Below are 19,835 nucleotides of genomic sequence, written 5' to 3'. Positions count from 1 at the left end.
GATGGATGCCACCATTCAATCCATCGCAATAGAAACGCCGTTCCAGCGGTTTGTGCGCAATTTTTTCGCCAGTAAAATCGCCGCTACCGGATGCGTGCTCTTGCTGCTGATTGTGCTGGCGGCGATTTTTGCGTCTGTCATCGCACCGCAAAATCCCTACGACCTGACGCAGATAGACATCATGGATTCGCGTCTGTCGCCCGGCGCACAGAATCTCGATGGCAGCTTTACCTATCTGCTCGGCACCGATGAACAGGGACGCGACATGCTGTCGGCGATACTGTACGGCGTGCGGATTTCCATCATCGTCGGCGTCGCGAGCACCGCGATCGCCTTGCTGATCGGTCTGACGCTGGGTTTGTGCGCCGGCTACTTCGGCGGCCGCACGGAAAGTTTCATCATGCGTGTGGCCGATATCCAGCTGTCCTTCCCGCCGATACTGGTGGCGCTGATCCTGCTGGCGCTGATGGGGCCGGGCATAGACAAGATCGTGATCGCACTGATTACCGTGCAATGGGCGTATTACGCACGCACTGCGCGCAGCGCCGCGCTGGTCGAGCGCAAGAAGGAATACATGGAAGCGGCGCGCGGCCTCGGCCTGTCGCCGCTGCGCATTGTGTTCCGTCACCTGTTGCCCAACTGTCTGCCGCCACTGATCGTGATCGCCGCGCTGCAAGTTGCCTCGGCGATTTCGCTGGAGGCCACGCTGTCCTTTCTCGGCCTCGGTTTGCCCGTGACGGAACCCTCGCTGGGCTTGCTGATCGCCAACGGTTTCGATTACATGATGTCCGGCAAATACTGGATCAGCGTGTTTCCCGGCATTGCCCTGTTGCTGACGGTGGTCTCCATCAATCTGGTGGCCGATCAATTGCGCGACGTGCTCAATCCACGCCTGCAGACACAATGACGAACCTTCCCACACTGACGGTACAAAACCTGCAGATGCATTTCACTGCGCGCGAAGGCGTGGTGAAAGCGGTGGAGGATGTGTCGTTTACGGTTGCGCCCGGGCAGATACTCGGGCTGGTCGGCGAATCGGGTTCGGGTAAATCGATGACCGCGTATTCGATCATGGGTTTGATAGATGCGCCGGGAAAAATCGTAGCCGGGAAAATCCTGTTGAAGGAACAGAACCTGCTCGATCTGTCGCCGGAAGCGATGCGTCGCATACGCGGCAATCGCATCGCGATGATCTTCCAGGACCCGATGATGACGCTCAATCCGGTCTTGCGCATCGATACGCAAATGATGGAAGCGGTGCTGGCGCATCAGGATGTCAGCAAGGCGACGGCGCGTGCAATGGCGCGCGATGCGTTGGTGCGCGTCGGGATTGCCTCGCCGGATGAAAGACTGCTGGCTTATCCGCATCAGTTTTCCGGCGGCATGCGGCAGCGCGTGGCAATCGCGATTGCCTTGCTGAACAAGCCGGACCTGATCATCTGCGATGAGCCGACGACTGCGCTCGATGTCACGATACAGGGCCAGATCCTGTATGAAATGCAAAAGCTGTGCCGCGAATCCGGCACAGCGCTGATCTGGATTACGCATGATCTTTCCGTGATTGCCGGACTGGCCGATGCGGTCTGTGTGATGTATGCGGGCAAGATTGTCGAAAGCGGCAGCGTGCAAGAGGTGCTGGAACAGCCGCAGCATCCTTATACACATGGCCTGATCGCATCGTCGCCATCGCGCAATCTGCCGGGACTGCCCTTGCAGCAGATTCCCGGCATGACGCCTTCATTATTGAATCTACCATCCGGCTGCGCCTTCCGCACACGTTGCGAGCGTGCGACGGTCGTCTGCGAAAATACGCCGCCTTTATCCATCGATGGCGCACGTACCTTGCGCTGCTTTCATCCCATCAGTGCTGCGATGGAGGCCACGCATGACTGAACACATGCAGCCGCTGCTGGCGTTGCAGGATGTCAGCAAGCGTTTCGCCCAGCCTCTGGATGCGGCGGCACGCATCGCGAATCTGTTCGGCGCGAAGAAATCCGCCGAAGTCGTGCACGCAGTCGATCAGGTGACGCTGACGATACATGCAGGTGAAGTGGTCGGTCTGGTCGGCGAATCCGGTTGCGGAAAATCGACGCTGGGCCGCATGGCGGTCGGCTTGCATACGCTATCTTCCGGCAGCCGTTTATGGAAAGGCGCAGATCTCGATGCCTCCAGCGCGGCAGAAAGACGGCAGCAGCAACTCGGCATGCAAATGATTTTTCAGGACCCGTATGCATCGCTGAATCCGCGTCTGCGGATACAGGATGTGATCGGGGAGGCGCCGGTGGCGCACAGCATGATTCCCGCTTCCGGGCAAACCGACTATGTTGCCCGGCTGTTGCAAACGGTAGGGCTGGACCCGGCACTGGCACGCCGCTTTCCCCATCAGTTTTCCGGTGGTCAGCGTGCGCGTATCGGCATTGCACGCGCGCTGGCCGTCAAGCCGGAACTGCTGGTCTGCGATGAAGCGGTGGCGGCCCTCGATGTATCGATACAGGCGCAGGTGCTGAATCTGTTCATCAAACTGCGTGATGAGCTGAACCTGACCTATCTGTTCATCAGTCACGATCTCGGCGTGGTGCGCCATGTATCGGATCGCGTGCTCATCATGTATCTGGGGCGTATCGTCGAATCGTCGCCGACGGCAGCATTATTTGCGCGACCGAATCATCCGTACACCGTTGCCTTGCTGGCGTCGGCCCCCAAGCTGGAAGTGAAGAAGATAGACTTCTATGCGGTCAAGGGAGAGATTCCATCGCCGCTGCATCCGCCAACCGGCTGCCATTTCCATCCGCGTTGTCCGCATGCGATGCCGCGTTGCAGCGTCGAGCAACCGCTGCTGAAGGAAGTGGCGCCGCAGCATTTTTCCGCCTGCCATTTGAACGACGCGGCCTAACGTTTATGCGCTAGACAGATCTTGCGTCCTGATCGCGCTCCTTGTCGAATTCTTTGTGTATATAGCGGCGCATCAGCATTTCCAGCGGCCCTTGCGCATGTCGCGCCAGCCACCAATGGCTGAATCCCAGTTGCAGCAGCATGATGGCAAACGCAATGCCCAGCCATCCGGCAGGCGACCATGTGGCGCCCAGACTCAGGCCGAAACCCTGTATCAGCAATGCGCATAGCAGCGACTGCATCAGATATAGCGTCAAGGCCATTTTACCGACCGGCACGAAACAGTATTCGAGCCAGCGCCCCGCGTTTTGTCCGGCCTGCATGACCATCGCAACATAGGCTGCGGCCAGGCAGGAACCGCCTATCGGCAGCCATGCGTAGAGCAGAAAAGCATAAGCCGAAGGATGCAGCGGATCGATGGCTTCCGTCAGCGCCACCGTGGCCCATGCCAGATTAAAGGGTATGCCGATCGCCAGGCCTGTCCATTTCACTCGCTGCCAAAAAATCCGGTGTCGCCACGGTTGCGTCAGCCAGCCGCGCCGCACCGCCGTCGCACCGAGCAAAAACAGGATGGCGATATGCGGCAGGATGAACAGCGATTGCGTGGTTACCGAAAGATAATCGCCTATGCGCTGGATGGCGATGGTGAGCAGATTGCCTTGCGTATAAGTAAGGCGTCCGGCTTCGACGGCGGCCACGGTATTTTTCGCCTGCTCATACAGGCCGCCGGCCTTGATCATTTGCACGCTCAAGATGAAATTCGCCAGCAGCAGCACGATAAAGACGATGCTCCAGATGCGCAGATTGCTGCGTACTTTGTGTAGACGCGCACCGGCCAGGCCCGAGAGCACCCAGAAGCCGGCGATCGCATACACAGTGAGGATGTCGCCGAACCAGATCAGCGTGCCGTGCAGGATGCCGCAAGCCAGCAACCATTTCAGACGGCGACGATACAAGCGTTCGGCGTCGCTCCAGCGCCCCAGCTTGCGTTTGAGCGAGCGCGTCAGCAGCACGAAGCCCGCACCGAACAGGAAGGCGAAGATAGGGTAGAACTTTTGCTCGGCGAAGAAGGCGACAAAGGCGACTGACAGTACATCGAGGATGGATGCGGTGGCCGGCAGAACACCGTAGCGCAAACTCTCGAAGCCCCAGATGAATGACCATACGTTCACCAGCAGAATGCCGAACACGGCAATGCCGCGCAGCGCATCGATGCGGGCTGAACGTGAAACTTGCGGCGGATTTTGCATGTCGCTCATCGTTACCTGTGTGTATGCTGCGCGGGTGATTTGCCTGCCGGAGAATAAAAACAGACCGCATCGCTTTGCAGTCTGTTGTGCGAGGCTGCTGCTTTATTCCGTGCTGGAAATTTGTGATGCGGGCGAACTTTCTGCAGTGATGCGCGCCAGACGCCGTTGTGAAAACACCCAGGTAAATTCAGCGCCCAATAGAAAAATCTGCGCCGAATAATAAATCCATGCCAATAGAATGACCAGTGAACCGGCAGCACCGAAACCGGATGCCATATTGGTTTTGCCCAGATACAGGCCGATCAGGAATTTTCCCAGCGTGAACAGCAAGGCAGTCACCACCGCACCGACCCAGACATCGCGCCACGGTATGGTCGCGCGCGGCATGAATTTGTAAATCAGTGCGAACAGGGCGGTAACGACGCCAAACGATACGGCCATATTCAACACCTGCAGCACGATGTTCCAGGTGCCAAGTACATCGCCCCACCATTTGCCGAGCGCGGCCAGTGCGGCGCTCAGGATCAGCGACACCAGCAGCATGAAGCCCAGCCCCATGATCATGCCGAAGGACAGCAGGCGTTTGCGCAGCATTTTCCAGATGCCGCCCTTGGCTTCCGGCGGCACTTTCCAGATCCGGTCCAGCGCGCTCTGCAATTCGCCAAACACTGCCGTTGCACCTATCATCAGCGTCAGAATGCCGAGCGTGGCAGCGATGATGCCCTGGCCCGGCTTGCTGACGGATTTCAGCAAGCCTTCCACTGCGGCAGCGCCTGTGTCGCCCACCATGTCGCGCAATTGCAGGATGATTTCGCCCTGCGCCGTGGTTTGTCCAAAGAAGAAACCGGCAATCGCAATCACGATGATCAGCATCGGCGCCAGTGAAAAAATCGTGTAGTAGGCCAGCGCGGCGCCCATGCTGGGAGCAAAGTCGTCGACCCATGCCTGCACGGCTTCCTTGGTCAGCGACCATGCCTGCTGTAGATAATTTTCTTTCATTGCGGATTTTCTTTCTGCCTGATGAGCGGCGGCGCGGATGATGCGGCATCTGTGCAGATTGTACCGATAGTGCGTGTGCTTTCAATAATTGCCGCTGTGATGAGGTGTCATGTTGCGCGGCCTGCTATGCTGACGGCACGTTTGCGTTTTATGCAGAATCCCCATGTCGCGTCGCCATCACCACCATGTCTACGTCGTCGAGCTGTCGCCCGATGTACTGTACGAACCGCGTTTCAGAAAAGCCAATCCCGACTACATTCCCGGCAAGCCGTGCGTCTACGTCGGCATGACCGGACTCGACCCGGACCTGCGTTTCGACAAGCACAAGGCGGGAATTCAGAGCAATAAATACGTTCAAAAATTCGGCCTGCGCCTGCTGCCCGAACTGTATGCGGTCTATAACCCGATGCCATATGAAGCTGCGTGCGAGATGGAAGTGGAGCTCGGCATAGGCTTGCGCGAAGTGGGGTATGGCGTGTGGCAGGCGTGAATATATATGGCGTCGATGCTGTCGCAATACGTATGCTGGTTCATGACTGGTCGTTGGCGGATTAAAAAATAACATCTTCTTTTTGTGTGGCGGTAACGCTTTATACAGCGCCCGGCATTCGATGGCATGCAATGTGCCTTCAGGAAATTTTGCTGGAATATGCAGAAGCGCACCCGATAGCGGAACTTTATTGACAGCATGCAATCCCATTGGCTTGTCAGGCGCATCCAATAGAAACAGACGTTTCACGCCGGGATGACGCTATTCCCCGAAAAATCATTTTTATTCCAGATGGCATTGTGACGCCGGTCATTCAGCAACCGTTTGCGGTTCTTCGGCGAAGTTGGTTCGGTATTTGCAGTTGCCAGGTTTGTATAGGTTGGAAAATATGTTGCAGAATTTCTTTATGTTCACGCGGGTGCAGTCAGGTATTTTGTTGCTGGCCCTTTCCTTTATCCCCTGTGTGCCTGCGCTGGCCTTCGACTTTAACGATGTCGCCAGGAAGGCCAGGCAACTTGCGGCCACCTCCTACAAGGAGCCGCAAAAGAACATCTCCAAAGGCCTGGAGAATCTGGACTACGATCAATATCGCGACATTCGTTACAAACGCGACAGTGCTTACTGGCGCAGCGCCAAATTGCCGTTCGAGCTGACCTTCTTCCATCAGGGGCGGCAATTTGAAAGCGCAGTCAAGATCAACGAAATCACCGGCAATCGTGCGCGACCGATTCCTTTCGATGCACGCGCTTTCGATTACGGCGCCAACAAATTAAGCACGCAGGATTTGAAGCACGCGGGCTTTTCCGGTTTTCGCGTGCATTACGCGCTCAACAAACCGACCTACAAGGACGAGCTGGTGGTTTTTCTCGGCGCCAGTTATCTGCGTGCCGTGGGCAAGGAGCAGATCTATGGCTTATCCGCGCGCGGACTGGCGGTGGATACTGCGCTGAACTCGGGTGAGGAATTTCCGCGTTTTGTGGAATTCTGGATTGCACGACCTGCAGCCAACAGCAAGCAGCTGACGATCTATGCCTTGCTGGATTCCAGGCGCGTTTCCGGTGCCTATCGTTTCATCGTCAAGCCCGGCGAGCAAACGATTACCGAAGTCAAATCGCAGTTGTATCTGCGTGAGAACGTCAGCAAGCTCGGCATTGCTCCTTTGACCAGCATGTATTTCTTCGGCGAAAACCAGCGCGCAGCAGTGGAAGATTATCGTCCCGAGGTGCATGATTCGGACGGCTTGTCGATTCAATCCGGGACCGGCGAATGGATCTGGCGACCGCTGGTCAATCCCAAGCGTTTGCTGGTGACTTCCTACACATTGAGCAATCCATCCGGTTTTGGCTTGATGCAGCGCGATGCAAAGCAGACCAACTATGAAGACCTGGAAGCGCGTTACGAAGCGCGCCCCAGCGCTTGGGTGGAGCCGATGGGGAAATGGGGCGCCGGGCGCGTGGAGCTGGTGCAGATACCGACGCCCAACGAATTCAATGACAACATCGTTGCATACTGGGTACCGGATCAGCTGCCCAAGCCGGGTGTGCCCATCAATTTCGACTATCGATTGTCATGGCTACAGGGTGCGCAAAAAGGGCCGCCCTTGTCATGGGTGACGCAGACCAGGCGCGGACATGGCTATCTGCGCAAACCGGATGACAGCATTGCCCTGTTCGTCGATTTTGAGGGTCCCATATTCAAGAAGCTGCCCAAGGATGCAAAAATCAATGTACGGGTCTCGGCCGACAGCAACGGTGAAATCCTGGAATCGCATGTAGTGCAAAATCCGGCCACCGGCGGCTGGCGCGCAGCCTTGCGGATCAGGCGCGTGGATGACAAGAAGCCGGTTGAATTGCGCGGCTTTCTGCATACCCTCAATACAACTCTATCGGAAACGTGGAGTTACATCTTGCCGGCAGATTGATGGACGCGCCGCTTATCCCCTTGCCGTGCCGGCATTATCTGGATCGCCTGTCGCTGCCGCCGGCGGTACGTGACGGCATAGAAGCGCAACTGGCAGAGAAGCCGACTTTGTCGACGCGTGATGCAATGACGCGGCTGCATCACATCCTGGCGCAGAAAAATGCCGATGCCGGCAATCCGGCCTATGGTTCGGTCGCGGCACGCGCGCAGCTGGCGCTTGGGCAGGCGGCGCTGTGCTGCGGACAGGAGGGCGCACCCGGCGACCATCCGAATGGGAAAAAAGACCCGGCGCAATTGTGCGTGGCACCGCCTATCAATCGGGTGTCCATGGTGCCGCGTCCGTGGGGCGCGTTGAATCCCGTCACGCGCTGGTTCCAGAAGCTGTTCGGGCGTGTGCAAACCGGGGATGCCGCTGCGCTCGAGCAGTCGGCAGAAGACCATCCCGCACGCGGCGGCATGCGGCGCCTGCTGTTGCTGTTGCTGATGCTGGGGCAAACTGCGCTCGCCACGTATTACATGAGTCGCGTATTGCCCTACCAGGGCAAGGAGTGGCTGGAGATCGCGATGCTGGCGCTGTTTGCCTTGCTGTTCTGCTGGGTCTCGGCCGGCTTCTGGACGGCGATGACCGGCTTCATCCTGCTGGCGCGCGGCAAGGATCCTTACCTCATTTCAAAAACTGCCGTCGCTGACGGTGCGATCGCAGCCGATGCCAGAACCGCCATCGTGATGCCCATCTGCAATGAAGATGTGGCGCGTGTGTTCGCCGGTTTGCGCGCGACCTACGAATCGGTACAGAAGACCGGTCAGCTCGATCACTTCGATTTTTTCATTCTGAGCGATAGCGGCAACAGCGATACCTGTGCGGCGGAAGTGGCGGAGTGGGCGGCACTCTGCAAGGCGGTCGATGGTTTCGGTCGCATCTTCTATCGCCGCCGACAGCGCCGCGTACGGCGCAAGAGCGGCAACATCGATGATTTCTGCCGCCGCTGGGGCAACAACTATCGCTACATGGTCGTGCTGGATGCGGATAGCGTGATGAGCGGTGCCTGCCTGAGCAAGCTGGTGCAATCGATGGAAGCCAATCCGGACGCCGGTATCATCCAGACTGCGCCGCGTGCGGCTGGCCGCGATACGCTGTATGCGCGCATTCAGCAATTCTCCACCCGCGTGTACGGACCTTTATTTACCGCCGGCCTGCATTACTGGCAGCTCGGCGAATCGCATTATTGGGGACATAACGCAATCATCCGCCTCAAGCCCTTCATCGAACATTGCGCGCTCGCGCTGCTGCCGGGCAAAGGCCCGTTCGCCGGCGAAATTCTTTCTCACGATTTCATCGAAGCGGCCTTGATGCGGCGCGCCGGCTGGAAGGTCTGGATCGCCTACGATCTGGATGGCAGTTACGAAGAGATGCCGCCGAATCTGCTGGATGAATTGAAACGCGACCGCCGCTGGTGCCAGGGCAATCTGATGAACTTCCGTCTGTTCCTGTCGCGCGGCATGCACTCGGTGCATCGCGCCGTATTCGTCACCGGCGTGATGGCATATCTGTCGGCGCCGCTGTGGTTCCTGTTCCTGATCCTGTCCACCGGCTTGCTGGCGCAACATACGCTGACCGATCCGACCTATTTCACCGAGCCGTGGCAGCTGTTCCCGAACTGGCCGCAATGGCATCCGGAAAAAGCGCTGGCACTCTTCAGCGCCACCGCCACATTATTGTTCTTACCGAAAATACTGAGCGCCGTGTTGATTTGCGTCCAGGGCGCGGCACAGTTCGGCGGCCGTATGCGTTTGCTGTTCAGCGTCCTGATTGAAATGTTTTTCTCGATGCTGCTGGCGCCGGTACGCATGCTGTTCCATACGCACTTCGTGATTGCTGCTTTCATGGGCTGGGCCTTGCGCTGGAAATCGCCGCCGCGTGAAGATGCGGAAACCAGCCCGGGCGAAGCATTTCGCCATCACGGTTTGCATACCTTGCTGGGTCTGGCCTGGGGCGGGGCGGTGTTCTGGCTGAATCCGACTTTCCTGCCGTGGCTGTTGCCTATCGTCGGTTCACTGGCAGTGGCGATTCCGATTTCGATTTATTCCAGCAAGGTGGTTAACGGCTTGCGCTTTCGCAAGAAAAAACTGTTTTTGATTCCGGAAGAAGTCGAGCCGCCGGTAGAATTATTGGCGACGGTTGCGCATGTGAAGGCCGCGCCGCCACCATCCAGCTTCATCGATGCGGTAGTCGAGCCGCGTTTCAATGCTGTTGTGTGCGCCAGTGGCAAGTTGCATCTGCGCCGTTCGCCTGCGGCACAAAAAATCAGCGCGGATCTGGTACAGACTGCCTTGTTGAGTGGATCTGCCGCGCTGGCGGATGCGCAAAAGAATATCCTGCTGAGCGATCCACTGCATATGTCGCAACTGCATCTGGCTGTATGGACTTCAGGACATGCGCATGCGGATTGGCTGGAGCGTATTCGTATTCAAATAAATGAGAGCAAGGACAAGGTCTTGCGTCACGCAGCGTAATGCGCGCGTGAAATTTTTGAGTCAGAAGCCTGCGCTCAGCATTTGGAAACTGAAGATGAGCATGCCAATCAGCGAAACCAGGAGCAGCGCAACGGGTATCAGCAGCAGCACGAATGCCAGAGTTTGAATTACCACTTGTCTGAGAGTTGATTCCTGGCCACCAAAACGGTCGCCGAGTTTTTCCGCGATCAAGGTTGTTAGTGGTGTGATCAGACCGCTGATAAAGCCGCCTATGGTTTCCAGTGACATCGATTTCCTTGGGTAAATGTAAGCGCCACAGTGTAAGTGATTTTTCCGTGCACTTCTAAAACGACAAACTTTGCCGGCTCTCGAACTGGCGCAACTGGCGCGAAATCGGATCGGTAAAGGAGATCGTTTTCGCCAGTAATTTCAAAGGCTGACTGTAATCCTGTTCCGCACCTTCGTCCGGATACAGCTCGGGGTAAATACGGTCGTTCACGATAGGTATGCCGAGTGCCGTCATGTGCGCGCGCAATTGATGCTTCTGGCCGCTGACTGGTTCCAGCTTGTAACGCGCCAAAACATCTTGTACTTCCATCAGGTCTATCCTGGTTTCCGCATTCGGCTCACCCGCGACTTCTTCCATCTTCATGAAGGCAGGGCTTTCCATCAGGCGGCTGCGATAAGTGGTCGGCAGGGCCAAGTCGGCGCGATACGGCGCGATGGCTTCATATTCCTTGCTGACGCTGCGTTCGCGGAACAGAGTCTGGTACAGATTGCGCGTGTGCGGCTGTATCGTAAATAACACTAAACCCGCGGTTTCTCTGTCAATGCGATGCATGGGCGCCAGCGTGTCGATGCCGAGTGAATTTTTCAGTCGTACCAGCAGGGTTTCCTGCAGATAGCGACCGGCCGGCGTCACCGGCAGGAAATGCGGCTTGTCGACGGCAAGCAGATAATCGTCCTGATATAACACCACTTCATCGAAGGGTATGCGCGGCTCGGCCGGCAGGCTGCGGTAGTAGTAAATCTTGCTGTGTGGCTGGTAAGGACTGGCGAGGCTCAATACATTGCCGTGTGCATCCAGCACATCGCCGCGTTGCATGCGTACCACCCATTCGCTGTGAGAAATGGCCGGGAATTGTTCGGTCAGAAAAGCGATGATGCTGGTCCACCGTCCGGGCGGCAAGGCCACGCTGCTGGGGCCCACGCCATTCCTGCTGGCCGGCTTGGCAAGTTTATTCACTTGTTTACTCGCTGTCTTCGTCCAGGCGTTTGGCGCGCTGCAAGCGCCATTCCCATTCCGGCACGCCGCCGTACACATCTTCCAGTGTGGTGTCGGTTTCCTGCAATTTGGTATCGAGCGCAATGCGGTTGTCGAAGACGAAGCATTCGCCTTCCCAGTCTTTTTCCGCATCCGGCATTTTCTCGAAATAATTAAGCACACCGCCTTCGAGCTGATACACAGGCACGCCCATATCCAGCATCCACGCGCTGGTTTTTTCGCAGCGTATGCCGCCGGTGCAATACATGGCAACGCGCTTGCCTTCGGCTTGCCATTGCGGCACATGCTCTTCGATATATTTCGGGAAGTCGCGGAAATTGTCGACGCCGGGATCGATGGCATTCCTGAATTTGCCGAGCTTGAATTCAAAGCTGTTGCGATTGTCGATCACCACCACATTGTCTTGCGCAATCAGTTCGCGCCATTCCGCCGGGCTCACATCGATGCCGGTTTTGCTGATGGCATCGACACCTTCGACACCGAGGTAAACGATTTCAGATTTCCTGTGCACCTTCATGCGGGCAAAGGGCGCGGTATGGCATGCGCTGCGCTTGAAAGCGATGCCAGAAAATTTCCCCTGGAAAAAAGGATCGTGGCGCAAGGCCTGCTCGAAGGTTTCGACAGCTGCGATCTTGCCGGCCAGCACGCCATTGATACCTTCGTTCGCCACTAAAATACTGCCCAGCAAATCACGCGTGAGTTCGCGTAAATGGGTAACGACGGCATCTGCATCGTCCAGCTGGACGAATTGATAAAAGGCGGTGTGCAGCAAGTCGTCTGCTGCGGTGGACTCGATGTGGTTCATGAACGGAATTGTCGCAGAAGAAAAGAAGGAAGTGTTCCCCCGGGGGCGGGAAAGCCAGGAGGAATGCGGAGCAACTGACAGTCGCTCCGCCTTGCCTAATCCGGCCTGTGCAGTTTGTCGGCTTCCTGCTTTTGTTTCCCGGAAGAGAATACATCCCACAAGGACATGAACAGGGCTGCAATCACCGGACCGATGACGAAGCCGTTCAAGCCCAGCCAGGCCATGCCGCCGACGGTGGAAATCAGCACGACGAAGTCCGGCAACTGGGTATCCTTGCCGACCAGCATAGGGCGCAGGATATTGTCGACCAGGCCGATGACCAGCACGCCGAAGGCAATCAGCGTCACACCCTGCCAGACCGCACCCGTCACCAGGAAATAAATCGCCACTGGCACCCAGATCAATGCGGCGCCGACTGCGGGTAGCAGCGAAAGAAAGGCCATCAATACTCCCCACAGCAAGGCGCCTTGTACGCCGAGGAACCAGAAGGCGATGCCGCCGAGTGCGCCTTGCACGGCGGCGACGATGATGTTGCCCTTGACCGTGGCGCGGATCGCGGTGGTCAGGTTATTGAACAGCAAACGTTTATGTTCGGCATTCAGCGGTGCGGCCTGCTTGATGCGGGTGGCAATCCTGTCGCCGTCGCGCAGCAGGAAGAACAGGATGTACAGCATGATGGTGAAGCTGACCAGGAAGTTGAATGTGTTCTGTCCAATGCTGATGGCTTGCTTGGTGATGAACTCGCTGCCTTGCACCGCTGCGTTGGACAGTTTGGCCTGCAGGCTGCTCATGTCGGTCAGGCCGAAGCGCTCCAGCTGGCTGACGACCCAGCTTGGCAGGGAGGAGATGACTTTTTGAAAAAATACGCTGAAATCGATTTGTCCCGAGCGTATGTTGGCGTACAGCGCCGATGCTTCATGCACCAGAGAAATGGAGATCAGCACCAGCGGAATGATGACGACAACCAGACACATCCCCAGCGTGGCCAGCGCGGCCAGATTGCTGCGCTGATTCATCTTGATCAGCAGCTTGCGATAGAAGGGCGAAAACAGTATGGCCAATACCGCAGCCCAGAATACCGCGCCGTAAAACGGCAACAGAATGCCGATGAAGGCGAGCGAGAAGATGATCAGCAAGCCTAGAAAGGTCTTTTGTTGAATCTCTGGATAATTCATGGAGTGGGTTGGCCGTGTGAGCGGCGCGCATGGTGGGGTCCGGCTATGCTACCCGAACTTGCGCAGAAAGTGAGTGCGACTGCTCACATAAGGGCTGGATGCCGCAGGACGCGGGAGGTAAAAATGCGGACAAAAAAAGACCGGCCTGAGCCGGTCTGAAGATTTGCAGCTAGAGGAATCGATTATTTCGATTCGGCGATAGCTGGTTTGCTCATGTGCTTGGCGCGCATCGGCTTCAATACAAACCAGGCCATCAGCGCAGCGGCTGCATTCAATCCGCTTGCTACCAGGAACACTGCATACCAGCCGCCTGTTACGCTGGCCAATACTGCGGACAGTGGAACCAGCAGGGAAGCGGTGCCTTTAGCCGTGTACAGCAAGCCGGCGTTGGCAGTTGCGAATTTGCTGCCGAAAGTATCTGCGCAAGTCGATGGGAACAGCGAGTAGATTTCGCCCCATGCAAAGAACACGATACCGGTCAGGATAACGAATGCGAATGGGTTGTGGCCGTAGTGGAACAGGGCCAGGATGCCGACTGCTTCGATAGCAAACGCGATGAACATGGTTGGTTCACGACCGATTTGATCCGATACCCAGCCGAAGAATGGGCGGGTCAAGCCGTTCAATACGCGGTCAATAGCCAGTGCGAAGGTCAGTGCCGGCAAGGTCAAGCCCATCATGCTGACTTGAACGTCGAACACTTTGAAGTCACGAGCGATCGAACCCAGTTGTGCCGTTGCCATCAGGCCGCCGGCTGCAACCATCACAAACATCAGGTACATGACCCAGAAAACCGGTTCACGCAACACTTCAGATGGCTTGTATTCGCGTTTGGTTTGCTGAACGTTGGCAACTGCATCGCCTTTTTTGTGCTCAGGAGCACGGCTCAGGAACAATGCAACCAGAACCACGATGATGCCTTGGCCAATACCGAAGTACAGGAACGCGTCCTGGTAGCCGCGGGAAGCGATCATTACCGAGATAGGAATGATGGTGATAGCGGAACCGGCGCCGAAGCCGGCAGCGGTCAAGCCAGCTGCCAGACCGCGACGGTCCGGGAACCATTTCAACGCGTTACCAACGCAAGTACCGTATACAGCGCCAGCGCCGATACCGCTGATGACAGCAGCAAGGTACAGCAGGGACAGCGAATCGGCGAAGGAGTTGATGAACCAGCCGAGGCCGCACAACACACCGCCAACGATAACGACAGGACGTGGGCCGAATTTATCGACGAACCAGCCTTCAATAGGTACCAACCATGTTTCGGTCAACACGAAAATCGTGAATGCGACCTGAATTGCAGCGCGGCTCCAGCCGTGTTTGGCTGCAATCGGATCGACGAACAAGGTCCAGCCGTATTGCAAGTTTGCGATCATCGCCATGGCGACGATCCCCAGGATCAATTGTGTCCAGCGGTATGACGCAGGACGGTTAATGGCTTCACTCATATTTGCCTTCTCTTAACTCTCAAGTATGAAAATGCACGACTGACTACACGTGCCCTCGTTGCAATAAACAACGGATGATTCAAGTCGATCATTTACAACCGTAACGATCTATCAGAAAAATTTGTAAGCGATCTGAACGGGTACGCACGGTTCGTGTTTATTAAATTCAACGACGCTACTATCCGAGAATGGCGTATGAGTTGCTAGGGTTTACGTTGCGAAAATAAGATATTCAGCATGTGGATATCACGTATTCGCGCCGCGATAAAAAATAAGAATTGTGGATACCACGTAAGATTTTTGTGGATAGTACGTAACTTGTTAAGACTATGTGATTTTTCTGCGCGCACTCATTTTTGCGTAAAAATGCCCGGAGGAAATTCGCCGTGCCGCAGCCATGCAGGGGCAGTAGATGGTTTGCGTTTATATCGATAAGTGTAGTGCGTGTGCGGTAACAGGCAAGGTGGAAAAATATTTTTGTTTCGATGGAATAAATCTGTCGCATCATCGTTTACCTCGGTATCAGCACATCGCTGTGTTTTCCGACGTAGATGGCGAGAGTGGGCAGGACCCTTTTCCTGCCGTCTTGCCGGTTTCATTCACCTTATCGAAAAGGAGTTGCAACATGAAACGCTCACTGATTCTGTTCTCTGCCGCTGCCGCTTTGGTTCTTTCCAGCGCCAGCTTCGCGCAAACTGCCCCTGTCAAAAAGGCCGACGGCGTCCTCGTCACCAGCACCGGCATGACTGTGTACACCTTCGACAAGGATGTCGCAGATAGCGGCAAAAGCACCTGCAACGGTCCTTGCGCAACCAACTGGCCGCCAGTTTCGGCCAAGGATGTCAAGCCGGCTGCACCGTATTCAAGCGTGACGCGCGACGACGGCTCGGCGCAATTGGCCTATAAAGGCAAGCCGCTGTACCTGTTTGCAGCTGACAAGAAAGCCGGCGATCGCAACGGCGATAACGTCAAGGATGTCTGGCACGTGGTCAAGGACTAAGTTCGCGCCGATGCAATTTTTGCCGCACATTCGTGGAGCCTGTCATGCAGGATGAACGCGATCGACTGATCGCGTGCATTCCGCGCCTGCGTCGTTACGCCCGTGCACTGATCGGTGATCGCACGGGCGCCGACGATCTGGTGCAGGACACGATGGAGCGCGGCTGGAAAAAGCTGTCTTCATGGCAGCGCGGCAGCGATATGCGGGCGTGGCTGTTCGGCATCATGCACAACCTGCATATAGATCAGGTGCGTCGCCCGGGCATCATGACGGAAGTGCTGGACGACGATACGCCGATGCCGGCGAGCAAGGCGACGCAAGCCGATGGTCTGGAAATGCGCGATCTGCAATCCGCGTTGGCGACCTTGCCGCCCGAGCAGCGGGAAATCCTGTTGCTGGTGGCGCTGGAAGAAATGTCTTATGAAGAAGTAGCGATAACACTGGGTTTGCCCTTGGGCACAGTGATGTCGCGCCTGTCGCGCGCGCGGCAAAAATTGCGCGCACATATGGAAGGGCGAGCTGTCGTGTTGCCATTAAAGGTAGTCAAATGAATCAGCTTGCGGTGACTGAAGCAGATCTGCATGCCTATGTCGATGGTGTGCTGAGCGAAGCGCGCAGCGCAGAAGTCGCTGCCTATCTGGCTGCCCGGCCGGAGGAGTTGGCGCGCATGCAGGTGTATCGTGAACAGAACGCAGCATTGCGTGAGCTGTTCAATCCGGTGCTCGATGAACCGGTGCCGTCACGCTTGTCGGCTGGTCTGATTGATCGTTCCGGACAATTCGCACGTTATGCCGCCGGCTTGCTGATAGCCATCGTCAGCGGCGCTGGTGGCTGGATGCTGCACGGCGCTACGCAAGCAGACATGCTGGCAGGATCTTCGGTAAAAAACACCAAGCTGATGCTTGCCGGCTTCGCGCGGCAGGCTGTGATTGCGCATGGTGTCTATACGCCGGACGTGCGGCGTCCGGTTGAAATCGGCGCCGATCAGGAAGACCAGCTGGTTACCTGGCTGTCCAAGCGGACCGGCGCGGATATGCATCCGCCCAAGCTGGGCAAGCTGGGTTACGAACTGGTGGGCGGCCGCCTGCTGCCTGGCGAGAGCGGCAGCCCGGTGGCGCAATTCATGTATCAGGAAGCGGGCGGCCAGCGTTTGACCCTGTATGTTTCCACCGATCAGGCGCAGAACAGGGACACCGGTTTCCGCTTTGCGCAGCAAGGCGCAGTCAATGTGTTTTACTGGATAGACGGCAAGTTCGGTTATGCACTGTCGGGCGGCATCAACAAGGGCGAGCTGGCGCGCATTGCACATGTCGTCTACGAACAGCTGGACGGCAAGCCGCAATAAATATCCGCAGTTTCTCCCGCATGGCTGGCGTCCAGCTACCGGTTTCCCGCCGGATCGATGCGGTCTTAGCTTTCTCCGCAGTTGAAATCCGGCGTATTTTTGCGACAGAATCGTGCGTTTTGCGCGGCTGGCTGTGAAGCACATTGCCAACGAGAACAATAATTACGACAATGAAAGCCGCTGTTTCCATACGCCTGTTTCATTCTTACGGAGAGCATGTGCGCACTTATCCCATGCAGGATATTCGTCACCTGACGATGCAGTTGAACAATCTGCTTGAGCAAGCCAGAGCCGGTAGTGCAATGACGACGATAGCCGATGGCTTGCAGGCCGCACTGGAAACCCTGAGTGCCGTTGCCACGCATGATGAGTTGACGGGCGCGCTGAATCGGCGCGGCCTGGTGCAAAAGCTGGACGCCGAACTCGATCGCGCCAAACGCACCGGCCATCCGTTTTCCTTTGCCGTGATTGCCATCGATCAGTTCCATGCATTAAATCAGCAATATGGCAGCGAGCAGGGCAATCGTATACTCGAAAATCTGGCGCAGGCAGTGCTGGCATTGATTCGTACGCTGGATTCGTTTGGCCGCATAGGCGACAATGAATTCGCGCTAATCCTGCCTACGACGTGGCTGGATCAAAGCGATAAGGCGATCACACGTCTGACAAAAGCGGTCGCTGACTTGAACTGGGACGACATTGCACCGGATTTGGCAGTAACATTCTCCAGCGGCCTGACGACCAATTTCGCCGGCGATACTGCAGAACAAATGATGCGCCGCGCTAGTGAAGCGCTGGCGATGGCGAAAATTCAGGGGCCGGGTTCCAGTGCGCAACTGGAAGCGGCATTGCCCGATTTCGATCCGGACATGCTGTAAAAAATACGGCGGCAGTTGTGCTGCCTTGATGCCATTGATGGCGAAGGAGACGGCGATGCAATATCAGGGATCGTGTCATTGCGGCAGGCTGGCGTTTACAGCAGAAGGCGACATCAAGCAGGTCGTCGAATGCAATTGCTCCTTGTGCAGTCGTAAGGGCAGTTTGCTGTGGTTTGTGCCGCGTGCAAAGTTTGCTTTTGTTGCCGGCGAAAACGAATCAAGCGTCTACAAGTTCAACAAGCACGTCATCGCGCATCACTTTTGCCCGACCTGCGGTTGCCAGCCTTTTTCCTTCGTCAAGGATCCATCTGGCAACGAGATTGCCGCGATCAATACGCGCTGCCTGGAAAATGTAGATACCTCCACGCTGCCGCATCATCACTATGACGGCAAGAATGTGTAAGGTGCCGCTTCAGGGATAGCCGACGGGTTTGCCGGGAATGTCCGGCATCGGAATGAATTCGGTTTCACCCGGCACGTCGGCAAAGCGGCGTTGCTGCCAGTCTTCCTTGGCCTGCTCCAGCCGTTCGACAGAACTCGACACGAAATTCCAGGACAGATAGCGCGAGCCATCCATAGGTTCGCCGCCCAGCAGCATCAGTTTGGTGATGCCTGGCCCGGCGCCACGCAGGGTGACCGCCGTATTTGCCTTCAGCACCAGCAGCTGGCCGGCATTGAAAATACCATCGCGCCCCAGATCGAGCTGGCCTTCGATCACATACATCGCCTGTTCCGGGTATTCGGCTGGTATATCCAGCCTTGCACCCGCCTGCAATTGCACATCGACGTAAAACAGATCGGACAGCGTGGCAACCGGCGATTTTTTGCCGAAAAAACTGCCGGCAATAATTTTTGCCGTGGCGCCATCGCCTTCGATGATCGGTAACTGATCGGCCGCCGTGTGCTCGAAAGCGGGTGCGACCTCTTCGTATTTTTTGGGTAGTGCAACCCAGCACTGCAAGCCGTACAGCGACGAACCGCTGGCGCGCAATGCGGCACCGGTGCGTTCCGAATGCACGATGCCGCTGCCGGCCGTCATCCAGTTGACGGCGCCTGGCTGGATAGTCTGCAGCGAACCGAGGCTGTCACGATGCACGATTTCGCCATCGTACAGATAAGTGACGGTGGCGAGGCCGATGTGCGGATGTGGCCGCACATCCAGCCCGCGCCCGGCCACAAATGCATGCGGCCCCATCTGGTCGAGAAAGACAAAAGGACCGACCATGCGCTTCTGTGTAGTCGGCAAGGCACGCCGTACTTCAAAGTTGTCGCCGAGATCGCGCGTACGCGGGATGACGACGGTTTCCAGTGCGCTTGGATCGGTATCCATCATCTCTCCAGACTTGGTTTAGTTGGCTTGCGTAATGATCCTGATCTCGCCGGACAGGGCTTTATGTACCGGACATTTATCAGCGATCTTGTTCAGGTTTTCTTTTTGCTCGGTGCTCAGATTGCCATGATAGTGCAGTGTGCGGTTGAATACATAGACGCCATCCTGCTCGGCAGCGACGACCGTCACATCGACTTTTTCCAGCGGGATTTCCTTGCGGCCGGCATACATATTCAGTGTGACTGCGGTGCAAGCACCCAGTGCGGCTGCCAGCAGATCGTGCGGCACAAAGCCAGCATCTTCGCCGCCGAAAGCGGAGGGTGCATCGGCGATCAGTGTGTGTGGACCGGCTGCGACGATGTGTTGCAGCTTGCCTGCACCTTTTGTGACTTTGATTTCCATCTGTAATGCCCCTAAATTTTATGCGTGATTGATAGGTGGGTTGAGCGCCGGCGTTGGAGTGCCAGCGATTTCGTCCTGTATCTGCTTGTCTGCAACAGGCCAAGCGCGATATCACTATAGCCCAGGCGCAAATACACT

The 19,835-nt window shown here is 56.6% G+C and carries 20 protein-coding genes; 11 read left to right on the top strand and 9 right to left on the bottom strand.

The genetic code is table 11. The features are described 5' to 3' along the window. Position 1 precedes the first annotated feature (1 nt). From ACIQW9_RS11535 to ACIQW9_RS11525, 3 genes are read left to right on the top strand one after another with little or no spacing between them, the layout of a single operon-like run. Positions 2 to 907, top strand: coding sequence for an ABC transporter permease (locus ACIQW9_RS11535; RefSeq protein ID WP_402336818.1), 906 nt, complete (start codon positions 2 to 4; stop codon positions 905 to 907). Continuing rightward, positions 904 to 1,893, top strand: coding sequence for an ABC transporter ATP-binding protein (locus ACIQW9_RS11530; protein ID WP_402336815.1), 990 nt, complete (start codon positions 904 to 906; stop codon positions 1,891 to 1,893). The genes ACIQW9_RS11535 and ACIQW9_RS11530 overlap by 4 nt, the downstream gene beginning before the upstream one ends. Beyond that, complete coding sequence (locus tag ACIQW9_RS11525; RefSeq protein WP_402336812.1) at positions 1,886 to 2,893, top strand: ABC transporter ATP-binding protein; 1,008 nt, start codon at positions 1,886 to 1,888, stop codon at positions 2,891 to 2,893. The genes ACIQW9_RS11530 and ACIQW9_RS11525 overlap by 8 nt, the downstream gene beginning before the upstream one ends. Before the next feature lie 10 nt (positions 2,894 to 2,903). On the opposite strand, the gene ACIQW9_RS11520 is transcribed toward ACIQW9_RS11525, so the two are convergent. Beyond that, complete coding sequence (locus ACIQW9_RS11520) at positions 2,904 to 4,151, bottom strand: DUF418 domain-containing protein (protein ID WP_402336809.1); 1,248 nt, start codon at positions 4,149 to 4,151, stop codon at positions 2,904 to 2,906. 93 nt (positions 4,152 to 4,244) lie between these two features. Further along, positions 4,245 to 5,141: a YihY/virulence factor BrkB family protein gene (locus ACIQW9_RS11515; RefSeq protein WP_402336807.1), complete on the bottom strand. Its 897-nt coding sequence runs from the start codon at positions 5,139 to 5,141 to the stop codon at positions 4,245 to 4,247. A gap of 163 nt (positions 5,142 to 5,304) precedes the next feature. On the opposite strand from ACIQW9_RS11515, the gene ACIQW9_RS11510 reads away from it, so the two are divergent. From ACIQW9_RS11510 to mdoH, 3 genes are all read left to right on the top strand, one after another. Next, a complete protein-coding gene (locus tag ACIQW9_RS11510; protein ID WP_402336804.1) occupies positions 5,305 to 5,631 on the top strand; it encodes a hypothetical protein in 327 nt (108 codons plus the stop codon). Positions 5,632 to 6,019: 388 nt separating this feature from the next. Continuing rightward, positions 6,020 to 7,552, top strand: a complete 1,533-nt coding sequence (locus ACIQW9_RS11505) for a glucan biosynthesis protein G (protein ID WP_402336801.1) — start codon at positions 6,020 to 6,022, stop codon at positions 7,550 to 7,552. Then, positions 7,552 to 10,065 (top strand): glucans biosynthesis glucosyltransferase MdoH, encoded by a 2,514-nt coding sequence (gene mdoH, locus ACIQW9_RS11500; protein ID WP_402336799.1) that lies wholly within the window; start codon positions 7,552 to 7,554, stop codon positions 10,063 to 10,065. Before ACIQW9_RS11505 ends, mdoH begins: the two co-directional genes overlap by 1 nt. 21 nt (positions 10,066 to 10,086) lie before the next feature. Here the strand turns inward: mdoH and ACIQW9_RS11495 are convergent, their stop codons facing one another. From ACIQW9_RS11495 to oxlT, 5 genes are all read right to left on the bottom strand, one after another. Next, entirely contained in the window at positions 10,087 to 10,314 is a 228-nt protein-coding gene (locus ACIQW9_RS11495; protein WP_402336797.1) for a hypothetical protein, read from the bottom strand. Positions 10,315 to 10,369: 55 nt separating this feature from the next. Then, positions 10,370 to 11,272, bottom strand: a complete 903-nt coding sequence (locus tag ACIQW9_RS11490) for a pseudouridine synthase (RefSeq protein ID WP_402336794.1) — start codon at positions 11,270 to 11,272, stop codon at positions 10,370 to 10,372. A gap of 4 nt (positions 11,273 to 11,276) precedes the next feature. Beyond that, positions 11,277 to 12,116, bottom strand: a complete 840-nt coding sequence (locus ACIQW9_RS11485; RefSeq protein ID WP_402336791.1) for a rhodanese-related sulfurtransferase — start codon at positions 12,114 to 12,116, stop codon at positions 11,277 to 11,279. 95 nt (positions 12,117 to 12,211) lie between these two features. Then, positions 12,212 to 13,291 (bottom strand): AI-2E family transporter, encoded by a 1,080-nt coding sequence (locus ACIQW9_RS11480; RefSeq protein WP_402336788.1) that lies wholly within the window; start codon positions 13,289 to 13,291, stop codon positions 12,212 to 12,214. A gap of 182 nt (positions 13,292 to 13,473) precedes the next feature. Further along, positions 13,474 to 14,742 (bottom strand): oxalate/formate MFS antiporter, encoded by a 1,269-nt coding sequence (gene oxlT, locus ACIQW9_RS11475; protein WP_402336786.1) that lies wholly within the window; start codon positions 14,740 to 14,742, stop codon positions 13,474 to 13,476. 625 nt (positions 14,743 to 15,367) lie between these two features. Between oxlT and ACIQW9_RS11470 the strand changes: the two genes are divergently transcribed. The 5 genes from ACIQW9_RS11470 (at position 15,368) to ACIQW9_RS11450 (ending at position 18,368) form a co-directional block, all read left to right on the top strand. Continuing rightward, positions 15,368 to 15,742, top strand: a complete 375-nt coding sequence (locus ACIQW9_RS11470) for a hypothetical protein (protein WP_402336783.1) — start codon at positions 15,368 to 15,370, stop codon at positions 15,740 to 15,742. A gap of 44 nt (positions 15,743 to 15,786) precedes the next feature. Further along, positions 15,787 to 16,293 carry an RNA polymerase sigma factor gene (locus ACIQW9_RS11465; protein ID WP_402336781.1) on the top strand — a complete coding sequence of 169 codons (507 nt, stop codon included), beginning with the start codon at positions 15,787 to 15,789 and terminating at the stop codon, positions 16,291 to 16,293. Continuing rightward, positions 16,290 to 17,087 carry an anti-sigma factor family protein gene (locus tag ACIQW9_RS11460; RefSeq protein WP_402336778.1) on the top strand — a complete coding sequence of 266 codons (798 nt, stop codon included), beginning with the start codon at positions 16,290 to 16,292 and terminating at the stop codon, positions 17,085 to 17,087. The genes ACIQW9_RS11465 and ACIQW9_RS11460 overlap by 4 nt, the downstream gene beginning before the upstream one ends. 170 nt (positions 17,088 to 17,257) lie before the next feature. After that, positions 17,258 to 17,965, top strand: a complete 708-nt coding sequence (locus tag ACIQW9_RS11455) for a GGDEF domain-containing protein (protein WP_402336776.1) — start codon at positions 17,258 to 17,260, stop codon at positions 17,963 to 17,965. Between the two features lie 55 nt (positions 17,966 to 18,020). Then, positions 18,021 to 18,368: a GFA family protein gene (locus ACIQW9_RS11450; RefSeq protein WP_402336773.1), complete on the top strand. Its 348-nt coding sequence runs from the start codon at positions 18,021 to 18,023 to the stop codon at positions 18,366 to 18,368. Positions 18,369 to 18,377: 9 nt separating this feature from the next. Here ACIQW9_RS11450 and ACIQW9_RS11445 read toward each other — a convergent pair whose 3' ends face one another. Then, positions 18,378 to 19,295 (bottom strand): pirin family protein, encoded by a 918-nt coding sequence (locus ACIQW9_RS11445; protein WP_402336771.1) that lies wholly within the window; start codon positions 19,293 to 19,295, stop codon positions 18,378 to 18,380. 18 nt (positions 19,296 to 19,313) lie between these two features. Further along, complete coding sequence (locus ACIQW9_RS11440; RefSeq protein WP_402336767.1) at positions 19,314 to 19,697, bottom strand: OsmC family protein; 384 nt, start codon at positions 19,695 to 19,697, stop codon at positions 19,314 to 19,316. Positions 19,698 to 19,835: the final 138 nt, after the last annotated feature.

This window comes from Herminiimonas sp. NPDC097707 (assembly GCF_044761395.1).
In the GTDB taxonomy this organism is placed as follows: domain Bacteria; phylum Pseudomonadota; class Gammaproteobacteria; order Burkholderiales; family Burkholderiaceae_D; genus Oxalicibacterium.
The sequence above is the reverse complement of the archived record's forward strand: the minus strand, read 5'-3'. Positions and strand labels throughout refer to the sequence as shown.

Coding starts and splice junctions, on each gene's coding strand:
- ACIQW9_RS11535 (WP_402336818.1), top strand. CDS start 2: ATGGATGCCACCATTCAATCCATCGCAATAGAAACGCCGTTCCAGCGG.
- ACIQW9_RS11530 (WP_402336815.1), top strand. CDS start 904: ATGACGAACCTTCCCACACTGACGGTACAAAACCTGCAGATGCATTTC.
- ACIQW9_RS11525 (WP_402336812.1), top strand. CDS start 1,886: ATGACTGAACACATGCAGCCGCTGCTGGCGTTGCAGGATGTCAGCAAG.
- ACIQW9_RS11520 (WP_402336809.1), bottom strand. CDS start 4,151: ATGAGCGACATGCAAAATCCGCCGCAAGTTTCACGTTCAGCCCGCATC.
- ACIQW9_RS11515 (WP_402336807.1), bottom strand. CDS start 5,141: ATGAAAGAAAATTATCTACAGCAGGCATGGTCGCTGACCAAGGAAGCC.
- ACIQW9_RS11510 (WP_402336804.1), top strand. CDS start 5,305: ATGTCGCGTCGCCATCACCACCATGTCTACGTCGTCGAGCTGTCGCCC.
- ACIQW9_RS11505 (WP_402336801.1), top strand. CDS start 6,020: ATGTTGCAGAATTTCTTTATGTTCACGCGGGTGCAGTCAGGTATTTTG.
- mdoH (WP_402336799.1), top strand. CDS start 7,552: ATGGACGCGCCGCTTATCCCCTTGCCGTGCCGGCATTATCTGGATCGC.
- ACIQW9_RS11495 (WP_402336797.1), bottom strand. CDS start 10,314: ATGTCACTGGAAACCATAGGCGGCTTTATCAGCGGTCTGATCACACCA.
- ACIQW9_RS11485 (WP_402336791.1), bottom strand. CDS start 12,116: ATGAACCACATCGAGTCCACCGCAGCAGACGACTTGCTGCACACCGCC.
- ACIQW9_RS11480 (WP_402336788.1), bottom strand. CDS start 13,291: ATGAATTATCCAGAGATTCAACAAAAGACCTTTCTAGGCTTGCTGATC.
- oxlT (WP_402336786.1), bottom strand. CDS start 14,742: ATGAGTGAAGCCATTAACCGTCCTGCGTCATACCGCTGGACACAATTG.
- ACIQW9_RS11470 (WP_402336783.1), top strand. CDS start 15,368: ATGAAACGCTCACTGATTCTGTTCTCTGCCGCTGCCGCTTTGGTTCTT.
- ACIQW9_RS11465 (WP_402336781.1), top strand. CDS start 15,787: ATGCAGGATGAACGCGATCGACTGATCGCGTGCATTCCGCGCCTGCGT.
- ACIQW9_RS11460 (WP_402336778.1), top strand. CDS start 16,290: ATGAATCAGCTTGCGGTGACTGAAGCAGATCTGCATGCCTATGTCGAT.
- ACIQW9_RS11455 (WP_402336776.1), top strand. CDS start 17,258: ATGAAAGCCGCTGTTTCCATACGCCTGTTTCATTCTTACGGAGAGCAT.
- ACIQW9_RS11450 (WP_402336773.1), top strand. CDS start 18,021: ATGCAATATCAGGGATCGTGTCATTGCGGCAGGCTGGCGTTTACAGCA.
- ACIQW9_RS11445 (WP_402336771.1), bottom strand. CDS start 19,295: ATGGATACCGATCCAAGCGCACTGGAAACCGTCGTCATCCCGCGTACG.
- ACIQW9_RS11440 (WP_402336767.1), bottom strand. CDS start 19,697: ATGGAAATCAAAGTCACAAAAGGTGCAGGCAAGCTGCAACACATCGTC.